Source organism: Pseudodesulfovibrio alkaliphilus, assembly GCF_009729555.1.
In the GTDB taxonomy this organism is placed as follows: domain Bacteria; phylum Desulfobacterota; class Desulfovibrionia; order Desulfovibrionales; family Desulfovibrionaceae; genus Pseudodesulfovibrio; species Pseudodesulfovibrio alkaliphilus.
In genome coordinates, this window is record NZ_WODC01000001.1 from 136,157 (window position 1) to 156,594 (window position 20,438).

Below are 20,438 nucleotides of genomic sequence, written 5' to 3' on the forward strand. Positions count from 1 at the left end.
AACATCTCAATAATGAAAAGATTTTTTCTCAATACCACCCTTGTCCTTGTCAGTTTCCTGATTGCCTACGGCTTGATGGAGTTCCTCTTTCGACTCGTCATGCCCCACCTCCCCATGACCCTCTTCAACAACGAATGCAGGGAACTCAGAACCATCGGACAAACATCAAAGCGGGACAACGTACCGATCGGTCCGTACATTGCCGTCATCGGCGACTCCTATGGCGCCGGCCAGGGAGACTGGTTCATTGAGGAAGGCTACAACCCCAACTCTCGCTATCAGGCAACTCACGTCTTGCACGATCTCACAGGGCGGGACGTAGTCTCCTTTTCCCGCGCCGGAGCCGGGAATTTCGACGGTGCCGCCATCTACGCCGTCAACACTTGGCGGTATCTGAACAGCGCCAAGTTCCATTTTGCAAGTCCGGAAACCGTTATCGTCTACTTCTATGAAGGAAACGATATTTCGGACAACCTGCAGTTTCTGGAGCGCCACTTCAAACCGAGCCATGATCCGGTGCACTTATACGACGACGACAGCTTTGACCTCTTTGCCGAGCGGATGGATGCGACGCACTGCCAAGGCAATCTGCCAAGATTACAGGATAAATTTTTGGTGGGCAATCTGGTTAGCCGCTTTATCGAAGGGATGTTCTATGCCGCGACACGGAATCGACAGATCGCTCCGCGTGGAACAAAGTACGAAGCCACCATCTCAGACGAGACACATCAACTCCCGGATGCCTTGGAATCCGAATTGACCATGTTCACTCAGGAACAAATCAATGACGGCTGCCGACTTTTCGACAGAGCCCTGTTCCGTCTCGCCGAGGTGTGGCCTGACGCACGAAAGTTCGTCGTGTATATTCCCTCGCCCCTGACCACTTACGCGCTGCTGGACGCCAACCGTAACGCGAGGATGGAAGTTTCAAGAAAAGTTGAAAAGCTCGTCAAACGACTTTCTTCGCAACGCGGCTACACTTTCATCGACTTCGCGCAAACCGTCCGCGATGCGGCCCGGTCACAGTTTCTTCATGGCCCCAGAGATTGGAACCATTTCAACCGGGCTGGCTATGAACTTCTGGGATCGACAATGGCGCAAGCCCTGACTGGCGAAACTGCAAATCCACAGCAACAATGATTGGACAGGCACGGCTCCAAAATGCCTGCCAAACAGGCGCAGGACATTCCTGAGGAGAATGCGCCGTCTTTTGACACGATAGGCACAGTCAAGCAAGGAATGATCATAGTCGGGCGTTTCACCGAGACATCTTCGCGATGTTCACCGAGACAACCCGCAGGAGGCAAACCCCATGGACACCTACGACAAGCAGATACTCGACATCATCCAGTCCCATTTCCCCCTGGTTTCGCGGCCTTATGACGAGGTCGGCAGGCAGGTGGGATTGAGCGGGGAAGAGGTGCTGGCGCGGGTGCGGGCCATGAAGGAATCCGGGCTCATCCGCAGGATGGGGGCCAACTTCACCTCCCAGGCCCTGGGCTGGCAATCCACGTTGTGCGCGGCCTCAGTTCCCGAGGACAAGCTCGACGACTTCGTAGCCGAGGTCAACAGGCACGACGGCGTGACACACAACTATCTGCGCGAGAACGAGTTCAACGTCTGGTTCGCGCTCATCGCCCCAGACATGGACGCGGTGGAAGCCATCCTCGCCTCCATCACCGAGGCCACGGGCATCAAGGTGCTCAACCTGCCCGCCAGCCGCCTTTTCAAGATCAAGGTCGATTTCAAGATGGACAAGTAGGCCCGACTCGGGCAATAGCGGAGAGCATGGACATCTTCATCAAGGCCCTGCTCCTCGGCACCGCCGCCGGAATCATCGATGTGATCCCACTGGTCTTCCAGGGGGCGGGATGGCACCTGTGCACGGCAACCCTGTTGCGCTGGGTGGGCCTTGGAATCCTCATCACCTATGCCCGCATGCCGCTTTCGGGCTGGTTCACCGGGCTGGTCATCGGTCTGCTCACGGGCATCCCCTTCGCGCTCCTCGCCGCAGAGACAATGGCCTCGGCCGTGCCCCCTCTGCTGCTGACCTCTCTGGTCCTTGGCGGCCTTCTGGGCCTTGCCGCCGACAAGCTCATCACCGTCCACCCCAGACGCAGATGAGCGCGACGGGCCGGAGTCGCCCGAAGAGCTTGCGCATCCGAGGCGGAGCGGGTACACCTCTCCCAGCAGACAATTCCTACCCGGAGCGAGCGAGATGATCCTTTCCCCATCCATGCTGTCCTCGGACTTCGCCAACATGGAATCGGAGCTGACGGCCCTGAAACAGGCAGGCCTGGCATGGGTCCACCTGGATGTCATGGACGGCCAGTTCGTGCCCAACATCACCTTCGGGCCGCCGATCATCAAGGCCATGCGAGCCAGATCCGACCTGTTTTTCGACTGTCATCTGATGATCCGCGAGCCGGGGCGCTACGTCCGCGACTTCGCCGAGGCCGGTGCCGATCTCATCTGCGTCCACGCCGAGGCATGCGACCACCTGGAGCGCGTCTGCTCCCAGATCGCCGAGACCGGGGCCAAGCCTGCCGTGGCCCTCAATCCGCACACCCCGCTCAATGTCCTGCGCTATCTCATCCCCCAGCTCTCCATGGTCCTGATCATGTCGGTCAATCCGGGATTCGGCGGCCAGGCCTTCATCCCCTTCTGCATGGACAAGATCCGCGAACTCAGGGCCATGATCACCGCCGCCGGAAGCGACACGCTCATCCAGGTGGACGGTGGCGTGACGCTCGACAACGCCCGCGCCTTGGTCGAGGCCGGAGCCGACGTGCTCGTTTCAGGCTCGGCCTTCTTCGGCCATCCGCCCTACGATGCGCGGCATCGGGCCTTTCAGGACGCCTGCGCCTAGCCGCCCCGGCCCGCGCAGACCCTCTCACGGGCAGACCCCCCATGGCCGTCGTCAACCTCCGCGACATACACGTCAACTTCACCGGGACGGTATTGCTTGACGGCGTATCCCTGCGTATCGAGCCGGGCGAGCGCGTCTGCCTGCTGGGCCGCAACGGCGAAGGCAAGTCCACGCTGCTCTCGGTCATCCACGGCACACTGACGCCGGACGACGGGAGCGTTGATTACGCCCGGGGAGCACGGGTGGCCATGCTGCCCCAGGAGGTACCCGGCGATCTCGACGGGCGAATCTACGACATCGTGGCCGACGGGCTGGGCAAGATCGGCGCACACCTGAGCGCCTATCATCAGGCCGCCAACCAACTGGCCATGGCTGACGGGGACCAGACCGCGCTGGTGGCACGGCTGGAACACGCCCAGCATTCCCTGGAAGACGCCGGGGGATGGCCCCATCATCAGACCATCCAGGCAGCTCTCTCGCACCTCAAGCTGGACGGCGACGCGCCGTTCGCTTCGCTTTCGGGAGGCATGAAACGGCGCACACTGCTCGCCCGAGCCCTGGTCAGCCAACCCGACCTGCTCATCCTCGACGAGCCTACCAACCATCTGGACATCGAATCCATCACCTGGCTTGAGGATTTCCTGCTGCGCCAGAACGCGGCCCTGCTCTTCGTCACCCACGACCGGGCCTTCCTCAGGCGGCTGGCCACGCGCATCGTGGAACTGGACCGGGGCAATCTTTACAGCTGGGAGTGCGACTACGCCACCTATGTCGAGCGCAAGGAGGCGGATCTGGCTGCCGAGGCGAAGCAAAACCACAACTTCGACCGCAAACTGGCCGAGGAGGAGGCGTGGATTCGCCAGGGCATCAAGGCGCGGCGAACCCGGAATATGGGCAGGGTGCGCGAGCTGATCAAGCTGCGCGAGGAACGCCGCGCCCGGCGCGAACGCGGGGGAACGGCCAGGATGGTCATCCAGGAAGCAGAACGCACGGGCAAGTTGGTCATCGAAGCCACGGACCTGTGTTTCGGCTTCGGCGACACCCCCCTGATCGGCGGATTTTCCACCACCATCATACGTGGCGACAAGGTGGGGCTCATCGGTCCCAACGGCGCGGGCAAGACCACCCTGCTCAAACTGCTGCTGGGAGAGATCGCCCCGCAGACCGGAAGCGTCCGACATGGCGTCAATCTCCAGGTGGTGTATTTCGACCAGTTGCGCGATCAGCTCGACGAAGCCAAATCGGCCCGCGATAACGTGGCCGACGGCAATGATTTCATCGACATCGGTGGCCGCCGCAAGCACGTCATGGGGTATCTCAAGGATTTTCTCTTTCCGCCCGACCGGGCCAGGGTGCCGGTCTCGGTCCTCTCGGGCGGCGAGCGCAACAGGCTGTTGCTGGCCAAACTCTTCATGCGCCCTTCCAACGTGCTGGTCATGGACGAGCCCACCAACGATCTGGACGCCGAGACCCTGGACCTGCTCGAGGAGCTGCTCATGGACTACCCTGGCACCCTGTTGCTGGTCAGCCACGACCGCGAATTTCTCAACAACGTGGTCACCTCGACCATCGCCTTTGAGGCCCACGGGGTGGTGGCCGAGTACGTGGGCGGCTACGACGACTGGCTGCGTCAAAGGCCCGCCTCCCCCGCCCAACCGGAAAAAACCTGCCGCGCCAAGGAGCAAACGTCCCGCACGGCAACCCGAAAAAAACTGAGCTACAGGGATAAATATGATCTGGAGCAGAAGCGGGAAGCCCTCAAAGGGCTGCCTGCTCGCATAGAGACGCTGGAGTCGGAACAGACCACGCTCCAGGCAAGAATGTCGGAGCCGGACTATTACAAGACGCCGGGCGAAACCATGGCCGCGGACCAGACGCGGCTGGAAGCCATTGAACAGGAGCTGGAAAATGCGTATGGCACTTGGGAAGAACTCGAAGCCGCCCTTGAGGGCGTCCAACTGGACTGAAACGCCCGTGAACAATATCACCATACGAATGGTCGAGCCCGACGACCTGACCGCCTGCCACACCATTGAGGCGCGGTCTTTCCCGCCGCTGGAGGCGGCCTGGACCTCGGCCCTGCGCACCCGCATCGAGACCTATCCCGAGGGCTATCTCGTGGCCGAGACGGGAAACCGGGTGGTCGGCCAGATCAATAGCGGCTCCACCAGCAAGAACGACATATCGGACGCGGAATTCAAGCAGCTGGTTGGGCACGACCCGGACGGCGAGAACATCGTCATCTTCTCCCTCTCGGTGCTGCCCGAATACCGCAACCAGGGCATCGCAACCCGGCTCCTCGAAAGCTTCGTCGACCATGCCCGCGACATGGGCAAGCACAAGGTCATGCTCCTGTGCAAACCGGACATCGTGCCCTATTACGAGCGCCGCGGCTTCACCGACGGCGGCCTGTCCACCTCCACCCACGGCGGCGCCACCTGGCACGTCATGAGCCTGACGCTGTAAGGCGTCTTTCGACAACACGCAAGAAGGCCGGGCCGGATGATTCCGACCCGGCCTTTGTTTGGCTTTTGGTGATGGCTCAACTCAACCAGTCGTCGTCTTCCTCAATGGGGGCGAAGCCGCGGCGCATGGTATTCTCGCAGACCAAACGCGGATCGAGGAACTGGAGCAGATAGTCCGGCCCGCCGGACTTGGAGCCCACGCCGGACATCTTGAAACCGCCAAAGGCGTGGCGCTCGACCAAAGCGCCTACGCTGGGTTTGTTCAGATACAGGTTGCCCACCCGGAATTCACGGTAGGCCCGCTCAAGATTGGCCGGGCTGCGCGAATAGATCGCCCCGGTCAGAGCGAAGCGGGTGGAGTTGGCAATGTCAAGGGCCTCGCTCATATCCCGGGCGCGCATCACAGCCAGGACCGGGCCGAAGACCTCTTCCTGGGCAATGCGGTGTTCCCGGTTGATGCCATCCACGATGGTCAGCGGCACATAGCAACCGCCTCCGGCCTTCAGTTCGTCGGAAACCTCGCGCCGGACCAGCACATTGCCCTCCTGCCCGGCTATTTCCACATAGCGCAGCACGTTCTTCTGGGCGCTCCTGTCCACCACCGGCCCCATGTAGTTGGCCGGGTCTTCGGCCGGACCGAGCCTGACGGAATTGGCCGCCTCGGTCAGCCGGGCCACGAATTTGTCATAGATGGCATCAAGCACTATGACCCGTGAACAGGCCGAGCATTTCTGGCCCTGGAAGCCGAAGGCGGCGTAAAGCACGCCGAGCACGGCCTCGTCGAGGTCGGCGTCGTCATCGATGATGGTGGCGTTCTTGCCGCCCATCTCGGCGATGACCCGCTTGCACTGCTGCTGGCCGGGCTGCACCTTGGCCGCTCGCTCCTGAATGCGCAGACCAACCTCCATGGACCCGGTGAAAGCGATGACCGACACGGCCGGGTGATCCACCAGGTGGTCGCCGATGACCGAACCGCGCCCCGGAGTGTAGTTAAACACGCCATCAGGCAGCCCGGCGGCCTTCCACATCTCCACCAGCCCCCGGCCAATGCAGGAAGAGCTGCCCGCCGGCTTGTAGACCACCGGGCAACCGCAGACGATGGCCGCCGCGACCATGCCCACAGAGATGGCCAGCGGAAAGTTCCACGGCGCGATGACAGCGGCCACGCCCTTTCCCTGATAGAAAAGCTGGCTCATTTCGCCAGGAGCCTGCCCCATGCGCCTCGGCTTGCCAAGGCGGATCATCTCGCGGGCATAGTATTCGAGGAAGTCGATGGCCTCGGCCACGTCGGCATGGGCCTGATCCCACTGCTTGCCCACTTCAAGCACCTGCAAGGCGCTGAAGTCGTGAATGTTGTCCTTGAGGTATCCGGCAGCGCGCAGGAGCACTGCGGCGCGTTCCTCAGGCGCCACGTCGCGCCAGGAAAGATAGGCGGAAGAGGCGGCCTCGATGGCCTCGTCAACCTCGGCCACGCCCGCCTGGCAGACCCGTCCGATGATCTCGGCAGGGTCTGCCGGATTGTAGGATTCGAGGATGTCGCCCGTCTCCACGTCGCGGCCGTTGATAAAGAGAGGCACCATGGCGCCAAGGCTCGGGCGCAGCCTCCCGATGGCCTCGGGGAAGGCCAGCCGCTCTGCTTCGCTGGTGAAGTCCACGGCCGGGAAGTTGCGGAAGCGTCCGACGCCCTCCGCATCATCCTTGCGGGGCTCGGCGGCCTTGCACTTGCCCTCAAGCTGGCGGTGCAGGGTGATCTCGGGGTTTTCCAGCAGCCTGTCCATGTCCGCCTCGTCGGCAAAGGTCTGTTTGAGGAACGATTCGTTGGCTGTGTTTTCAAGCAGACGCCGGACCAGATAGGCCATGCCGGGCAACAGGTCGCCGTAAGGGCAATAGAGGCGCACCCGCCGGGCCACGTTCTTCAGGCCCTTGCGCACCGGCTCGGCCATTCCGTAGAGCACCTGGAACTCGTAGCGCTCCTCGGGCACCTTCAGGGCCGAGGCCAGTTCCATGACCGCCGAGATGGTGCGGATGTTGTGCGAGGCGCAGGCAAAGTGGCAGATGTCGCTGTTTTCGAGAATCCTCCTGGACACGCGCTCAAAGGCGGCGTCGGACTCGGGCTTGTGGGTCCACACGGGCACGGGCCAGCCGTTCTGCTTGGCCATGACCGTCTCGTAGTCCCAGTACGCGCCCTTGACCAGACGGATGGAGACCGGCAGCCCGGCCTCGCGAGCCCAGGCCAGGAAGTCGGCAACATCGGCATCCACGCTGCGCAGATAGGTCTGGAAGACAATGCCAAGGTGCGGATAGTCGGAATACTTGGTACGCAACTGCTTGTACAATTCCACCGTGGCGTCCTTGTACTTGAGCTGCTCCATGTCGATGCACAGAAAACCGCCCATATCCATGACCTTGCGGTACACCGGCTCAATGTTGGCGAGCATGCCCCGGACCGTGCCCTCAATGTCCACAGGCTTGGATTGGGAGTAGAAGGCCGAAGGCTTGACCGCCACATTGATCCGGGGTGCGTGGTCCCAGTCGAGGTTGCTGGCGCTGTCCAGGGCGGGCCATTTGTCCAGTTCCTTGTGGATGGCGTCGAGCACTTCGAGATAGCCGTCGCGGTAGGCTGCGGATTCGGCCTCGCTGACCGTGGCCTCGCCCAGCAGGTCGATGACAAAGGCGAAGCCGTCCTTGCGCAGCTTGCGGATGCCCTTGACCGCCTCCTTGGCCGTCTGGCCGATGATGAACTGACGGGCCATGGACTCGATGTTGGAGCGGATGGTCATGTTGAGCACCTTGGCCACCAACCCGCCGCCCAGCTTGGTCTTGGTCGCCCCCCACTTGAGCACATCCGGGATGTTGGAGTCGTCGCCCGCGAAATATTCCTCAATGTGGCGCGAGAGCGATCCCGAGGTGTTCAGGTACGGCAGCACATCGACAAAACGGAACATCTGAACCTTGAAGTCCTCGTTCTTCATGGCCCAGTCCATGACCTTGCCTGTCCACCACCCCTTGTTGAAGACAGAAGGGGCCTCGCCGGAAATGGACGAAAAGAACTCCCGCCCCCGAGCGATGATTCTCGGGTCCAGAAAGGATATGTCGATTGTCATCAGAAACTCCTTGAATCGGGTCTAGCCCTCGTTCACCGGAAGCGGGATCACGCGGGATTCCTTTACCGTAGTCAGAACGATGGTCGAATTGGTATCGCGCACCGCGCCGATGGTGCCGAACTTGGCCAGGGTGGCCTGCAGGGCCTCGGTATCCTCCACCCGGACCTTGACCAGATAGGAGTCCCGACCGGCCGTGTAGTGGACCTCCAGGACCTCGGGCAAACGGGCGAGCTTTTCGCCCACCTCGGTGGCCCCCACGCCCTCCTCGACGCGGATGGAAGTGAATGCGGTCAGGCCGCGGCCGAGCTTCTTGTGATCCACGATGCACTCGTAGCCCTTGATCACGCCGCTTTTGCGCAGCTTACGCACACGTTCAAGCACGGCGGACGGAGCCTTGCCGACCTTGCGGGCTATTTCCGCATTGGAAACCTTGCCGTCCTCCTGAAGGATGTTCAGGATTCTTAGATCGAGATCGTCAATTTTTCTGTTATTCATAGTCAAAAAAAATAATATTCTTTCCAAGCCCTGTCAAGAGGGTGCGCAACAAGCGAAAGGAAATAGCGCACGGGCTTTTCATTTCCCAAGAGCTCGTATATCTTCTGCTTTCCACCAACGTAGCCAGGGAACCGCCGTGACGCATCATCAGTTGCCCAAAGACCATCCGGGTGCCTCGGTCGTCGTCGACCAGGAGGGCGGTTCGATGCAGCTGCTCATCCGAGGCAGGCTTGATGCGCCGGGCACGGCCCATGTCTGGGACGCGGCAGCCGCCACGGCCAGGGAGGCTGCCGCAAGGCTTCCGGGTCGTGAGCTGGCGGCGGACTGCTCGGCCATTGAATACATGGACGGTTCTGGCGCGGCCCTGCTGCTCAAGCTGCGCGAAGTGGTGTCGGCCCAAGGGGCCACCCTGGCCCTGACCGGCCTCGGCCCGAGGCACAGCCGACTCATGGATCTGACCTGGCACTGCCCGGACGAGACCGACGCCCGGATTCCCGAGCGGCGCGGACTGGCCCATCGCGTGGGCATGGCGGCCGGCGATACCCTGAGGGCGGCGCGGGAGATGGTGACCTTTGTGGGCGAGGCTTCGGTCATCATCGCCGGAGCCATCGCGCACCCCTCGCGAATCCGTTGGAAGGATGTGCTGCTCTCCTGCGTCCAGGTGGGCGTGGACTCGCTGTTCATCATCACCCTCATCGGTTTCTTGATGGGGCTTATCATGTCCTTTCAGTCGGCCATCAGCCTGCAGCGGTTCGGAGGTGAAATCTTCGTGCCCAACATGCTCGGGCTGGTCATGTTCCGCGAGATGGGGCCGCTGGTGACGGCCATCCTGCTGGCAGCGCGCTCGGGCTCGGCCTTTGCCGCCGAGATCGGCACCATGAAGATCAACGAGGAACTCGACGCCCTGACCACCATGGGGCTCTCCCCCATGCGCTTTCTGGTGGTGCCAAAGCTGCTGTCGTCCCTGGCCATGGTGCCGCTGATGACCATCTTCTTCAATCTGGCGAGCCTTGTGGGCGGGGCCATCGTCATGCTCTCCCTGGGGTATCCGCTGGTGACATTCACTTCCCGGGTCTTCAAGTACGTTCAATACAGCGATTTCTTCGGGGGAATGCTCAAGGCCCTGGTTTTCGCCGTGCTGGTGGCCGGGGTGGGCTGCCTGCGCGGCATGCAGACCCGCAGCGGGGCGAGCGCGGTGGGCCTCTCCACCACAAGTGCGGTGGTCACGGGCATCATCTTCATCGCCTTTGCCGACGGCCTCTTCGCCGTGGCCTACTACTACCTCAAGATATAGGCAGCGAGGAACCCATGACCGCAGTGCAACCCATCATCAGCGTGCGCAACCTCACTTGCGGCTACGACGACACTGTTGTGGTGGAGGATGTCAGCTTCGACATCATGCCCGGCGAGGTTTTCGTCATTCTCGGCGGTTCCGGCTGCGGCAAGAGCACCCTGCTCAAAAACATGATCGGACTTTATGAGCCCATGGCCGGGCAGGTGCTCATCGACGGACGCGACCTGGTCGCGGCCAACGGCCGCGAACGCGATGCGATCATCCGCCGGTTCGGGGTCATGTATCAGATGGGTGCGCTCTTCGGCTCCATGTCGCTTTTGCAGAATGTCATGCTTCCGCTTGAGGAGTTCACGGATTTGCCGCACGAGGCCATGGTCATGGTCGCCCGTTCCAAGCTGGCCATGGTCAACCTGGAAAACTCGCTCTACAAACTGCCTGCGGCCTTAAGCGGGGGCATGAAGAAGCGTGCGGCCATCGCCAGGGCCATGGCCCTTGACCCCACCATCCTTTTTCTCGACGAGCCCGGGGCCGGGCTCGACCCCATCTCATCGGCCGAGCTTGACGAACTGATACTCAGCCTGTCACAGGCGCTGGGCATCACCTTTGTCATCGTCACCCACGAACTGGCGAGCATTTACAAAACGGCCGATCGGGTTATCATGCTTGACAAGGAAGTCAGAACCATCGTTGCCCAGGGCGACCCCAGAGTGCTGCGCGACACCTCGGAAAACATCTACGTCAAGCGGTTCTTCCACCGCATGCCCTCACAAGGCTCAGGAAGCTCCCAGGCCGACTGCGCCGCAGGATAAGGACAACAGATGATCAGAAAGCAGGACTATTTCAAGCTTGGCACGTTCATCATCGTGGGCACCGCGATGTTGCTTGCGGTCATCGTCATCCTGGGCGCGGGCCGCTTCTTCAGCACCAGCTTCACCATCGAGACCTACTTCAACGAATCGGTCAACGGCCTGGAGGTGGGCTCGCCGGTCAAGCTGCGCGGCGTGAACATCGGCCGCGTGGCGGACATCGACTTCGTACTCAACACATACCCCGATGCCAGCCTGGACGAACGCCGCTACGTCTACGTCATCTGCGACATCGACAACGACGTGTTCGGCGACCTGGACAAGCAGGAGTTCGCCGAGACCATCAAGCAGGAGGTTGCCCACGGACTGCGCGTACGGCCCACCTCGCTGGGGCTCACCGGCCAGCTCTTCCTCAACCTGACCTACGATTCGAACGGCGAAGCGCCGCTAACCGTGGACTGGATTCCGACCAACAACTACGTTCCTGCCGTCCAAAGCACCATGAACCGCATTGAGGCGGCCATCACCTCCATCAGCAAAACCTTGAGCGGCCTCAGCCAGGAAGACATCGGCGCCATCATCAAGGACATCAAGTCCATCGTCTCGACCATCAACAGCTTCATCCAGACCGAGGACGGCAAGGAGGCCGGAAAACGCATCCTCTCCATCCTCGCCGAAACACGCGACACCCTGACCAGGGTTAACCAGCTCCTGGCCGACCCGGCCGCAAAGCGCATCATCCCGGCCACCGCCAGAGCCGTCGAGGGCATTGACCGGATTGTTGCGGGTGCCGAGGGGGATGTCATCGCCGCTGCCCACGACGCACGGGCGGCCATGGCCAGCTTCCGCAAAGCTTCCGACGCCCTGGCCCGCACCCTGGCAGATCCGCGCCTGGATCAGGCCATGGAACACTTGGCGCCGTCCCTTGAGAACATAGGCAACGCCTCTCGCGACATGGCCGCCGCCGTATCCAAGGTCCACGCCCTGACCAACCGGCTCAACGCCCTGACGGCCAGCGAGGAGGCCAGCATCCGCGCCATCATCGACGACACCCGCGAGGTCATGGAAAACATCAGGGAGATCACCCGCGACGCCAAGCGCTATCCCTCTGGCATGCTCTTCGGCAACCCGCCGACACAGGCCAGGCCTGAAACCGACTAACCGGACCCGGAGACCATGAAAAAAATCATCCTGCTCATCGCCCTGGCCCTGGCCTGCACAGCCTGCGTCAAGCTCGGCGGCAAGCCCGTCGACAAGCGATACTACCGCATCGCCCTTGCCAGGGAACAAGTCGTCCCTCCGGCCCAGGACGGTCCGGTACTCAGCGTCCGCAGACTTTCCGTCTCGGAACTCTACAACACCCGGGAGATGGTCTACCAACTGGCCGACGGACGCATGGAGTCCGACTTTTACAACCTCTATTTCATCACGCCGGGCATCATGCTCTCCACAGAGCTGCGCAACTGGCTGGCTGCCTCGGGCCGGTTCTCCCATGTCGTGTCTCAAGGCAGCCTGGCCGTGCCCCATCTGACACTTGAAGGTGTGGTCAACACCCTGTATGGAGACTTCGCGGCCTCGCCACCGGCAGCTGTCATATCCATGCAGTTCTTCCTGGTGGACGAATCCACCCCGGACAATGCCATCCTCTTTTCCGGCGACTATGCCCAGCGCATTCCCCTGGCCCAGCCGACCCCGGGCGAGCTGGTCAAGGCGCTGAACCAGGGTGCCGGGGCCATCTTCACCCAACTTGAACTTGATCTGGCGCAGGCGGAGTATTGAAACCATGGGCAAACGAAAACCCCTGTATCATCCCGAGGAATTCAACGACCGGCAATACGGTCCGAGCAAGTCGCAACTCAAACGCGACAGCACAGAACTGCAAAGCCTCGGCGAGGAATTCGCCGCCCTGGGCGACAAGGTGGTCCGCGAGGCAGGGCTGCCCCCGGAGCTGGAGGCCGCCCTGCTGCTCATCCGCACCCTCACCAAGCACGAGGCGCGGCGCAGGCACCTGCAGTACGTTGGAAAACTCATGCGCTCCTTCGATACCGGGCGCATCCGCGAGATCGTGGAAGCGGCCAGACAGGGACACGCGGTACGCACCGACGCCTTCCACCGCACCGAGAGGCTCAGGGACCGCATGGTGGACGGCGACGACGAGCTGGTGCAGCAATTCTTCACAGCCTACCCCGGCGAGGGACAGCGGCTGCGCCAGCTGGTACTGGCAGCCAGACGTGAAAAGACCGCGGGCAAGCCGCCGACCTCGGCCCGGGCCCTGTTCCGGTTGTTGCAGGGCATACCGGAAAACCTTTCGGATGAGACCGCGCCCGAACGGCAGGAATAGCGGGCAATATCCTTCCGCACCCTTGACGCGGACGGTTGCGGGATTATCTTGAGCATCAACACGTCCCCCTGACACGCACCCCAAAGGAGAGATCATGGTCATTCACGAATATGCAGGCATCGTCACCGAGCTTGAGGACCACGACTGCCCGCACTGCGGCCGGGCCATGGAGCCCTGGCTCGCCCCGCCGGAAACCGGCTGGGGGGTCATCCTCATCTGCAATAACAACAACTGTCCCTTCTACCTCGGCTCCGAGGAGAACATTGAGCACAAGCGCGACGACTCGCACCTCGGCTGCCGCTACGCCCTGGACCCGGGCAACGGTTACAAGCCGGTCAACGTCCTGGCCGTCTGCCCCCACTAGCCCCGCTCTTTGCGGCAAGAAGACAAAGGCCCCGCTGAACCGGGGCCTTTGTCTTTTCCGATGGCAGCTATGGCAAAAAATGATGTCGGTTTGTGTTCCCAAGTCCGCCTGACAGATGATAGACCTCCCTACAAACTGGCGAAAAGGATGGAACAATGACGCTGACGCAAGGCAAGGGGCTGGCGTTCGTGGCGCTGCTGACCGGCGTGACCCTGTGGGCCAGCTCGTTCGTGGTGCTTAAGGTCGCCTTCACCCGGTTCGACCCCATGGTGGTCATTTTCGGGCGCATGGCCGTGGCCTCGCTCTGTTTCCTCCTTGTCGCCAGGCATCTCGCCCGTACGGTGGATTATCGCCCGGGAGACTGGAAACCGCTGCTGTTCATGGGCTTTTGCGAACCGGGGCTCTATTTCATCTTTGAGGCCATGGCCCTGACCTACACCGACGCCTCCCAGGCAGGCATGATCTGCGCCCTGCTGCCGCTCATGGTGGCCGTGGGTGCGCGCTTCCACCTGGGCGAGCGCATCTCGCGGCGGACGCTCTCGGGTTTTGTTCTGGCCATCGCGGGCGCTGTGGCGCTGTCGGCGGCGGCAAAACCCAGCATCAGCGCCCCCAACCCTGCCCTTGGCAATTTCCTCGAATTCATGGCCATGGTCTGCGCCACCGGCTACATGGTCACTCTCAAAGGCCTCACCCCTCGCTACAACCCTTGGTTCCTGACCATGATCCAGGCGTTCATCGGGTCCATCTTCTACTTTCCGCTGCTTTTTCTGCCCACCACGACCCTTCCGGCCACCTTGGATCCGGTCGGCATCGGCTCCATTGTCTTTCTTGGCGTGTTCGTCACCATCCTGGCCTACGGCTCGTACAACTTCGGCATGTCCAAGATTCCGGCCAGTCAGGCATCCGCATTTGTCAACCTGATCCCGGTGATCACCCTGGTTTTCGGCTGGTTCTTCCTGGGCGAACTGCTGACCCCCTTCCAGTACGCGGCCTCGGCTGTGGTCCTTGCCGGAGTGTTCCTCAGCCAGGACCGCAAGCGCCCGGCTCCTTCGGCCGCGTGATGAACACCGAGTCAGGCCCGGTCCGCCGCGCCCGAGGCGCTGCCTCGACCAAAAGGCGGCTCATGGCCCGTTCACCGGCCTCACCCACGTCCAGGCTGTAGCCGGTCACGAATGTCTCGATATGCCGGTGGATGACCGCGTCATCCATCTCCTGGGCATGAGTTTTGACATACTCCCACGCTCTCTGCGGGTTGGCCCGGGCGGCCAGCAGGCTCTCGCGGATCGCCTCGTTCATGGACAAGGCCGCCTCCCTGCCCAGAGACCGGCGCATGGCGATGGCCCCCAGGGGAATGGGCAGCCCAGAATGCGCCTCCCACCACGCCCCCAGGTCCAGGATGCGCAAAAGCCCCTTGGACGCATAGGTGAAACGCCCCTCGTGGATGACCACTCCGGCGTCCACCCGCCCGGCGGCCACGGCGTCCATGACCTCGTCAAAGACCATGGGCACGGCCTCGACGGAAATCCCGGCCTCGCGGCAGCACAGGCCAAAGAGCAGCGCACCCGTGGTCATGCGACCCGGAATGGCCACCCGTCCGCCGTCCAGGGCGGCCAGACCGTCCTTGGCGCAGCGCCCCACCAGCACAGGGCCGACGCCATGCCCCATGGCCCCGCCCGCCCGAAGCAGCACATACTCGTCCAGAATCCCGGCCACTGCCGCGGCCGAAACCTTGACCACATCCAACCGCCCGGCGGCAGCCATGGCGTTGAGCTCCTCAACGTCCGCCAAGGTGACTTCCAAACCGCCGGACCAGGGGACAATCCCGGCAGCCAGGGCATGAAAGATGAAAGTGTCGTTGGGGCACGGCGAATAACCGATTTTGAGCGCTTCAGCCATCCTTGTCCTCTTTGGTCGCTTACACGGTTTCATCAGGTTGACAGGCCAGCTGGGCACGGATACACAGAGTGACCACCTGGTCACCACTACCGGACCCGACCCGCAAGGGCAAGCAGGAACACATGGAATCCCGAAACCGGACCTTTGAAAACCTTCCCGGCGACAAACGCGAGCGCGTGCTGGCCGAGGCAACGCGGGAATTTGCCGAGCACGGCTACCACCAGGCAAGCGTGAACCGCATGGTGCAGCGGCTGGGCATCGCCAAGGGGTCGCTCTTCAAGTATTTCGGCTCCAAACAGGGCATCTTCGAGTACCTTTTCAGTCAGACCGTAGCCGAGTTCAAAAAGCCCCTCAAGGCCATCAGGGACGACGAAAGCGGAGATCTCTTCGAGCGCATCGAGCGGACCCTGTTGGCCGGTGCCGAGTTCGTGACCGCCCATCCTCTGGTCTACGGCATCTATCTCAAGATGGTCTACCAGCAGGGGTTCCCCATGCGCGACACCTTTCTGGGCGAAATCCGCACGGCCTCCGACAAGTATCTGCGCACCCTGGTGGCCAACGCCGCCGCCACGGGCCAACTCCGCCCGGACATAGACCAGGGCATGGCTGCGCTCCATCTGGACGCGGTAATGGACCGCTTTCTCCAGTCCTGCGCCGTCCCGGCCCTCAACCCCGGCGGAGGAGACATCCCGGACCGGGAAACCACCCGGACCAGGGCCAGGGCCGTGGCCGATTTCCTGCGCCGCGGACTCGGCGCCCACTCTGCAAATTCCGAGGAACACCGATGCAGATAGTAAAAAGCGACTTCTTCAAGAACATGGGCCTGGGCGACATCCGCGCCAAGATCGAAGCGGGCGAGCGGCTTTCCCCTGACGACGGAATGCGTCTCTTCGACTGTCCCGAGCCCCTGGCCGTGGGCGCCCTGGCCCAGCGCGTACGCACCCGGCTACACGGCCACAAGGCCTTCTACGTGGTCAACCGCCACATCAACTACACCAACATCTGCGTCAACGGCTGCGCCTTCTGTGCCTATCAACGCGAAGAGGGCCAGCCCGGCGGATTCGTCCTCTCCCCGGACGAAGTGCTGACCCGCATCGACGCCTCGCCCCTGCCACCGCGTGAAATCCATATCGTGGGTGGCTGCCACCCCGGCCTCGGCCTCGACTACTTCGAGACCCTGCTGCGCACCCTGCGCCAGCGTCTGCCCGAGGCCGTGCTCAAATGCTTCACCGCAGTGGAAATCGCCCATTTCGCCAGGATCGAAAGCATGACCACCCGCCAGGTGCTGGAACGCCTCCGGGCCGCCGGACTGGGCATGCTCCCCGGCGGCGGGGCCGAGATCTTCGCCCCGGCCGTGCGCCAGCGCATCTGCCCGCGCAAATCCACGGCCGACGAATGGCTGGCCATCCACGAGGAGGCCCACGGCCTGGGCATCAAGACCAACTGCACCATGCTCTTCGGCCATGTCGAATCCCGGGCCGACCGCCTGGACCACCTTATCCGGCTGCGTGAAAGCCAGGATCGAAGCCACGGCTACACCTGCTTCATCCCCCTGCCCTTTCTCACCGAAAACAGCCGACTGGCCATCGACAACCCCCTCACCGGGCTCGAGGAGTTGCGCACCATCGCCGTCAGCCGCCTGATGCTCGACAACATCCCGCACATCAAGGCCTACTGGGTCATGCTCGGGGTCAAGCAGGCCCAGGCCGCCCTCAAATTCGGGGCCGACGACTTCGACGGCACCGTGGTCGAGGAAAAGATCGGCCACGAGGCCGGAGCCGACAGCGAGCAAGGGCTGACCCGCGCCGAGCTCGAAGCCATGATCCGTGGCTGCGGCTGCACTCCCGTGGAACGCGACGCGTTTTTCAACGAGATATAGGGTGCCCCCGGCCACCCCATCCCTCCCCTTTCCCAAACTTTTTGGCGGGGGGGGAAAAGAACGAGAGGAAGGAATGAACGTGATGGAGAGAGTTTTCGGGAAGGTGCTGGGCGGGGAGCGGATCGGGGCAGAGGAAGCCATGATCCTGCACGATCAAGCCGAGCTGGCCGACCTGGGATGGCTGGCCCACCGGGTGCGGCTGGCCAGGCACCCCGAGCCGGTGGTCACCTATGTGGTGGACCGCAACATCAATTATTCCAATATCTGCGTGTGCTGCTGCACCTTTTGCGCGTTCTATCGCGAGCCGGGCCAGGAGGGCGGCTATGTGCTCTCGTTCGACGAGATCAGCCGCAAGATCGAGGAGACCGTCACCCTGGGCGGCACACAGATCCTGATGCAGGGCGGACATCATCCGCACCTGCCCCTTTCCTGGTACGAGGAGATGCTGGCCCACATCAAGGCCCACCACGCCATCCACATCCATGCCTTCTCGCCCCCGGAGATCGTCTTCATCAGCGAGCTTGAGCGCATCCCGGTGGCCGAGGTCATCAGGCGGCTACGCAAGGCCGGGCTCGACTCCATCCCCGGCGGCGGGGCCGAAATCCTGGTGGACGAGGTCCGCTCCCGGGTCGCGCCCAACAAGTGTCCGGCCGGGCAGTGGCTGGCGGTCATGGAGGAGGCCCATGCCCAGGGGCTGCGCACCACGGCCACCATGATGTTCGGCCATCTGGAGAGCGTGGAGCAGCGCGTGGCGCACATGCTGGCCGTGCGCGAGGTGCAGGACCGCACTGGAGGCTTCACCGCCTTCATCCCCTGGACCTTCCAGCCCGACCGCACCGCCCTGAGCCATTGCCGCAAACTGACCAGCGTGGAGTACCTGCGCACCCTGGCGCTGTCGCGCATCCTGCTGGACAACGTGGACAACATCCAGGTCTCTTGGGTGACCATGGGGCCAAAAATCGCCCAGCTCGCCCTCTTCTTCGGCGGCAACGACTTCGGCTCCACCATGATCGAGGAGAACGTGGTCAGGGCCGCTGGCGTCTCCTTCAGCCTCTCGCGCCAGGAGATCCACCGTCTCGTGGAAGACGCCGGGTTCACGCCCAGGCAGCGGACCATGAACTACGCCCTGGTGGAGACCCGGCCATGACCATACGCATCGGCAAGATCGGCTACCTCAACGTGCTGCCCATATACCACCCGCTGGAAACCGGGGAGATCGCCAACGACTTCTCTATCGTGTCCGGACCGCCCTCGGCCCTGAACCAGCTCATGGACGCTGGGCGGCTCGACGTTTCAGCCGCTTCGAGCATCGAGTACGCCAGGCATCCAGACAAATATCTGCTCCTGCCTGACATCGCCATCGGCAGCCGCGGGCCGGTGCAGAGCGTGTTGCTCCTCAGCCGCGGGCCGGTGGACTCACTGCACGGCGAAACCATTGTGGTCAGCGCCCAGACCCACACCTCGGCCGCCCTGCTTCGCGTCCTGCTGGCCGAGTGGAAAATCAGAACGAACTTCGTCACTGGCGATGCCACGGCTATCCTCTCGCGGGGGGAACGGCCGCAGGCCATCCTGTGCATCGGCGACGAAGCCCTCAACCTGCGCTTTCACCCGGACTATCCGGTGCGGACCGATCTCGGCGAGGCATGGCGCACCCTGACCGGCATGCCCTTCATCTTCGGGGTGTGGATCGCCCGGCGCGACAGCCTGGACAGGAGCGGACAGGCCGTTCGCCGGGCCTGCGACACTCTGATCAGGGCAAAGGTCTGGGGCCAGACCAACATCGCCTCCATGTGCGCCCTGGCCGCCGAGCGCAGCTGCCTGAGCCGGGAAGAGCTGCGCTCATACTTCGACGGGCTGGTCTACGACCTGGGCGAGGCAGAGAAACAAGGCATGACCCGCTTCTATCGCCATCTGGCCGAGCATGGAATCATCGAGGACGTGCCCTCCCTGAACTTCCTCGCCTGAAACGACCACGCAAAAGACCCGAACGATGACCGTCCGGGTCTTTGCACGCCCATGCCAGTCCTGTCAGCGGCCCAGGCAATGGTCCACGAACGCGTTGTAGGCCGGAAACATCTGGCGCTCCCTGTGATGGACGAGGAAGAAACGGCGGCGCCCCACCAGCTCGGGCACATCAAGCCGCACCAGAGCTCCGCTCTCAACCATCTGACGGGTGGCAAGGCGGGAAGTGACGCTTAGTCCCGCCCCGCTCAACACATGGGCCACGGCCTCGCAGGTTCCATCAACCCAACAGCGGACGTTGATGTCCTGCAGGCACAAGCCCAGACCGGCCAGGGCATCTTCCAACACCCGCCGGGTAGCAGATCCGTGCTCCCGCATCACCCACGGCAGCCCTGCAAGCTCGCGCACGGACACCGGCCCTGCCCCACCGGGGAGCCACGGAGCGCTGCTAGATGCAACCACTACGGTCTCGTCCTCAAGCAGGGGATGCGCGGTCAATTCATCGGACTCGGGCCGATGGCCCATCATGCCAAGAACCCACTGCCCATCGGCAACCCGCGCCGCCACCTCGGACGAATCGCCGGTCTGGACGCGAAAAGAAACCAGAGGATAGCGCGAGCTGAATCCGGCCAGAAATCCGGGGAGAATGTGATGGGCCGGGATGGTGCTGCAGCCGATGACAAGCTCGCCGACCACTTGATCGCGCAATATTTCGATGCTGTCCCGCGCCTGCCGCACATGGCTGAAGATGGCCTGGGCGCTGCGGTAGAGAATATCGCCAGCCTGCGTTGCCAGCACCCGGCGTCCCAGGCGGTCAAAAAGCCGGACTCCGAGCTCGGCCTCCAGGTTGGCCACATGGGAACTGATGGTCGGCTGCGAAAGAAACATCGCTTCTCCCGCCTTGGAAAAGCTCTGTGTCTCGTAGACATGGCAGAACGCCTCAAGCTTGCGGATATCCATGCT

21 protein-coding genes are annotated in these 20,438 nt (G+C 62.7%); 17 read left to right on the forward strand and 4 right to left on the reverse strand.

The window, feature by feature from the left end; genetic code table 11:
• Positions 1-12: 12 nt before the first annotated feature.
• The 6 genes from GKC30_RS00645 to GKC30_RS00670 all read left to right on the forward strand — a co-directional run bounded on the left by GKC30_RS00645 (position 13) and on the right by GKC30_RS00670 (position 5,335).
• Positions 13-1,140: an SGNH/GDSL hydrolase family protein gene (locus GKC30_RS00645; protein WP_155931507.1), complete on the forward strand. Its 1,128-nt coding sequence runs from the start codon at positions 13-15 to the stop codon at positions 1,138-1,140.
• A 172-nt stretch (positions 1,141-1,312) separates the two neighbouring features.
• Positions 1,313-1,762: a siroheme decarboxylase subunit alpha gene (gene ahbA, locus GKC30_RS00650; RefSeq protein WP_155931509.1), complete on the forward strand. Its 450-nt coding sequence runs from the start codon at positions 1,313-1,315 to the stop codon at positions 1,760-1,762.
• A gap of 26 nt (positions 1,763-1,788) precedes the next feature.
• Complete coding sequence (locus GKC30_RS00655) at positions 1,789-2,124, forward strand: hypothetical protein (protein ID WP_155931511.1); 336 nt, start codon at positions 1,789-1,791, stop codon at positions 2,122-2,124.
• 94 nt (positions 2,125-2,218) lie between these two features.
• Entirely contained in the window at positions 2,219-2,869 is a 651-nt protein-coding gene (rpe, locus tag GKC30_RS00660; RefSeq protein WP_155931513.1) for a ribulose-phosphate 3-epimerase, read from the forward strand.
• Between the two features lie 41 nt (positions 2,870-2,910).
• Positions 2,911-4,836 (forward strand): ATP-binding cassette domain-containing protein, encoded by a 1,926-nt coding sequence (locus GKC30_RS00665; RefSeq protein WP_155931515.1) that lies wholly within the window; start codon positions 2,911-2,913, stop codon positions 4,834-4,836.
• Between the two features lie 7 nt (positions 4,837-4,843).
• Positions 4,844-5,335, forward strand: coding sequence for a GNAT family N-acetyltransferase (locus GKC30_RS00670; protein ID WP_367613900.1), 492 nt, complete (start codon positions 4,844-4,846; stop codon positions 5,333-5,335).
• Between the two features lie 76 nt (positions 5,336-5,411).
• Here GKC30_RS00670 and GKC30_RS00675 read toward each other — a convergent pair whose 3' ends face one another.
• Together GKC30_RS00675 and GKC30_RS00680 are read right to left on the reverse strand one after the other, a co-directional pair.
• Complete coding sequence (locus GKC30_RS00675; RefSeq protein WP_155931517.1) at positions 5,412-8,438, reverse strand: proline dehydrogenase family protein; 3,027 nt, start codon at positions 8,436-8,438, stop codon at positions 5,412-5,414.
• A gap of 21 nt (positions 8,439-8,459) precedes the next feature.
• A complete protein-coding gene (locus GKC30_RS00680; protein WP_155931519.1) occupies positions 8,460-8,933 on the reverse strand; it encodes an Lrp/AsnC family transcriptional regulator in 474 nt (157 codons plus the stop codon).
• A gap of 205 nt (positions 8,934-9,138) precedes the next feature.
• On the opposite strand from GKC30_RS00680, the gene GKC30_RS00685 reads away from it, so the two are divergent.
• The 7 genes from GKC30_RS00685 (at position 9,139) to GKC30_RS00715 (ending at position 14,799) form a co-directional block, all read left to right on the forward strand.
• Complete coding sequence (locus tag GKC30_RS00685; protein ID WP_196772772.1) at positions 9,139-10,227, forward strand: ABC transporter permease; 1,089 nt, start codon at positions 9,139-9,141, stop codon at positions 10,225-10,227.
• Between the two features lie 14 nt (positions 10,228-10,241).
• Positions 10,242-11,036, forward strand: coding sequence for an ABC transporter ATP-binding protein (locus GKC30_RS00690; RefSeq protein WP_155931521.1), 795 nt, complete (start codon positions 10,242-10,244; stop codon positions 11,034-11,036).
• A gap of 9 nt (positions 11,037-11,045) precedes the next feature.
• Positions 11,046-12,194, forward strand: a complete 1,149-nt coding sequence (locus GKC30_RS00695; protein ID WP_155931523.1) for an MlaD family protein — start codon at positions 11,046-11,048, stop codon at positions 12,192-12,194.
• A gap of 15 nt (positions 12,195-12,209) precedes the next feature.
• On the forward strand, positions 12,210-12,812 hold the full coding sequence (locus GKC30_RS00700; protein ID WP_155931525.1) for an ABC-type transport auxiliary lipoprotein family protein: 603 nt from the start codon (positions 12,210-12,212) through the stop codon (positions 12,810-12,812).
• Positions 12,813-12,816: 4 nt separating this feature from the next.
• On the forward strand, positions 12,817-13,374 hold the full coding sequence (gene yjgA, locus GKC30_RS00705; protein WP_155931527.1) for a ribosome biogenesis factor YjgA: 558 nt from the start codon (positions 12,817-12,819) through the stop codon (positions 13,372-13,374).
• Positions 13,375-13,468: 94 nt separating this feature from the next.
• Entirely contained in the window at positions 13,469-13,738 is a 270-nt protein-coding gene (locus GKC30_RS00710) for a hypothetical protein (RefSeq protein WP_155931529.1), read from the forward strand.
• Between the two features lie 155 nt (positions 13,739-13,893).
• Positions 13,894-14,799: a DMT family transporter gene (locus GKC30_RS00715; protein WP_155931531.1), complete on the forward strand. Its 906-nt coding sequence runs from the start codon at positions 13,894-13,896 to the stop codon at positions 14,797-14,799.
• Here the strand turns inward: GKC30_RS00715 and GKC30_RS00720 are convergent.
• Positions 14,759-15,634: a 1,4-dihydroxy-6-naphtoate synthase gene (locus GKC30_RS00720; protein ID WP_155931533.1), complete on the reverse strand. Its 876-nt coding sequence runs from the start codon at positions 15,632-15,634 to the stop codon at positions 14,759-14,761. The genes GKC30_RS00715 and GKC30_RS00720 overlap by 41 nt on opposite strands.
• A gap of 122 nt (positions 15,635-15,756) precedes the next feature.
• Here GKC30_RS00720 and GKC30_RS00725 point away from each other — a divergent pair, with 122 nt between their 5' ends.
• The 4 genes from GKC30_RS00725 to GKC30_RS00740 all read left to right on the forward strand — a co-directional run bounded on the left by GKC30_RS00725 (position 15,757) and on the right by GKC30_RS00740 (position 19,478).
• Positions 15,757-16,428 carry a TetR/AcrR family transcriptional regulator gene (locus tag GKC30_RS00725; RefSeq protein WP_155931535.1) on the forward strand — a complete coding sequence of 224 codons (672 nt, stop codon included), beginning with the start codon at positions 15,757-15,759 and terminating at the stop codon, positions 16,426-16,428.
• A complete protein-coding gene (mqnE, locus tag GKC30_RS00730; protein WP_155931537.1) occupies positions 16,419-17,513 on the forward strand; it encodes an aminofutalosine synthase MqnE in 1,095 nt (364 codons plus the stop codon). The genes GKC30_RS00725 and mqnE overlap by 10 nt, the downstream gene beginning before the upstream one ends.
• An 82-nt stretch (positions 17,514-17,595) precedes the next feature.
• On the forward strand, positions 17,596-18,660 hold the full coding sequence (mqnC, locus tag GKC30_RS00735; RefSeq protein WP_437179096.1) for a cyclic dehypoxanthinyl futalosine synthase: 1,065 nt from the start codon (positions 17,596-17,598) through the stop codon (positions 18,658-18,660).
• The gene (locus GKC30_RS00740) at positions 18,657-19,478 is read left to right on the forward strand and encodes a menaquinone biosynthetic enzyme MqnA/MqnD family protein (protein ID WP_155931541.1); all 822 of its coding nucleotides are present in this window, start codon (positions 18,657-18,659) and stop codon (positions 19,476-19,478) included. Before mqnC ends, GKC30_RS00740 begins: the two co-directional genes overlap by 4 nt.
• Before the next feature lie 63 nt (positions 19,479-19,541).
• On the opposite strand, the gene GKC30_RS00745 is transcribed toward GKC30_RS00740, so the two are convergent.
• Entirely contained in the window at positions 19,542-20,435 is an 894-nt protein-coding gene (locus GKC30_RS00745; protein WP_155931543.1) for a selenium metabolism-associated LysR family transcriptional regulator, read from the reverse strand.
• Positions 20,436-20,438 lie beyond the last annotated feature (3 nt).

What these genes read in the sequence shown, in the direction of transcription:
- GKC30_RS00645 (WP_155931507.1), top strand. Translation starts at nt 13, where the DNA reads ATGAAAAGATTTTTTCTCAATACCACCCTTGTCCTTGTCAGTTTCCTG.
- ahbA (WP_155931509.1), top strand. Translation starts at nt 1,313, where the DNA reads ATGGACACCTACGACAAGCAGATACTCGACATCATCCAGTCCCATTTC.
- GKC30_RS00655 (WP_155931511.1), top strand. Translation starts at nt 1,789, where the DNA reads ATGGACATCTTCATCAAGGCCCTGCTCCTCGGCACCGCCGCCGGAATC.
- rpe (WP_155931513.1), top strand. Translation starts at nt 2,219, where the DNA reads ATGATCCTTTCCCCATCCATGCTGTCCTCGGACTTCGCCAACATGGAA.
- GKC30_RS00665 (WP_155931515.1), top strand. Translation starts at nt 2,911, where the DNA reads ATGGCCGTCGTCAACCTCCGCGACATACACGTCAACTTCACCGGGACG.
- GKC30_RS00675 (WP_155931517.1), bottom strand. Translation starts at nt 8,438, where the DNA reads ATGACAATCGACATATCCTTTCTGGACCCGAGAATCATCGCTCGGGGG.
- GKC30_RS00680 (WP_155931519.1), bottom strand. Translation starts at nt 8,933, where the DNA reads ATGAATAACAGAAAAATTGACGATCTCGATCTAAGAATCCTGAACATC.
- GKC30_RS00685 (WP_196772772.1), top strand. Translation starts at nt 9,139, where the DNA reads ATGCAGCTGCTCATCCGAGGCAGGCTTGATGCGCCGGGCACGGCCCAT.
- GKC30_RS00690 (WP_155931521.1), top strand. Translation starts at nt 10,242, where the DNA reads ATGACCGCAGTGCAACCCATCATCAGCGTGCGCAACCTCACTTGCGGC.
- GKC30_RS00695 (WP_155931523.1), top strand. Translation starts at nt 11,046, where the DNA reads ATGATCAGAAAGCAGGACTATTTCAAGCTTGGCACGTTCATCATCGTG.
- GKC30_RS00700 (WP_155931525.1), top strand. Translation starts at nt 12,210, where the DNA reads ATGAAAAAAATCATCCTGCTCATCGCCCTGGCCCTGGCCTGCACAGCC.
- yjgA (WP_155931527.1), top strand. Translation starts at nt 12,817, where the DNA reads ATGGGCAAACGAAAACCCCTGTATCATCCCGAGGAATTCAACGACCGG.
- GKC30_RS00710 (WP_155931529.1), top strand. Translation starts at nt 13,469, where the DNA reads ATGGTCATTCACGAATATGCAGGCATCGTCACCGAGCTTGAGGACCAC.
- GKC30_RS00715 (WP_155931531.1), top strand. Translation starts at nt 13,894, where the DNA reads ATGACGCTGACGCAAGGCAAGGGGCTGGCGTTCGTGGCGCTGCTGACC.
- GKC30_RS00720 (WP_155931533.1), bottom strand. Translation starts at nt 15,634, where the DNA reads ATGGCTGAAGCGCTCAAAATCGGTTATTCGCCGTGCCCCAACGACACT.
- GKC30_RS00725 (WP_155931535.1), top strand. Translation starts at nt 15,757, where the DNA reads ATGGAATCCCGAAACCGGACCTTTGAAAACCTTCCCGGCGACAAACGC.
- mqnE (WP_155931537.1), top strand. Translation starts at nt 16,419, where the DNA reads ATGCAGATAGTAAAAAGCGACTTCTTCAAGAACATGGGCCTGGGCGAC.
- mqnC (WP_437179096.1), top strand. Translation starts at nt 17,596, where the DNA reads ATGGAGAGAGTTTTCGGGAAGGTGCTGGGCGGGGAGCGGATCGGGGCA.
- GKC30_RS00740 (WP_155931541.1), top strand. Translation starts at nt 18,657, where the DNA reads ATGACCATACGCATCGGCAAGATCGGCTACCTCAACGTGCTGCCCATA.
- GKC30_RS00745 (WP_155931543.1), bottom strand. Translation starts at nt 20,435, where the DNA reads ATGGATATCCGCAAGCTTGAGGCGTTCTGCCATGTCTACGAGACACAG.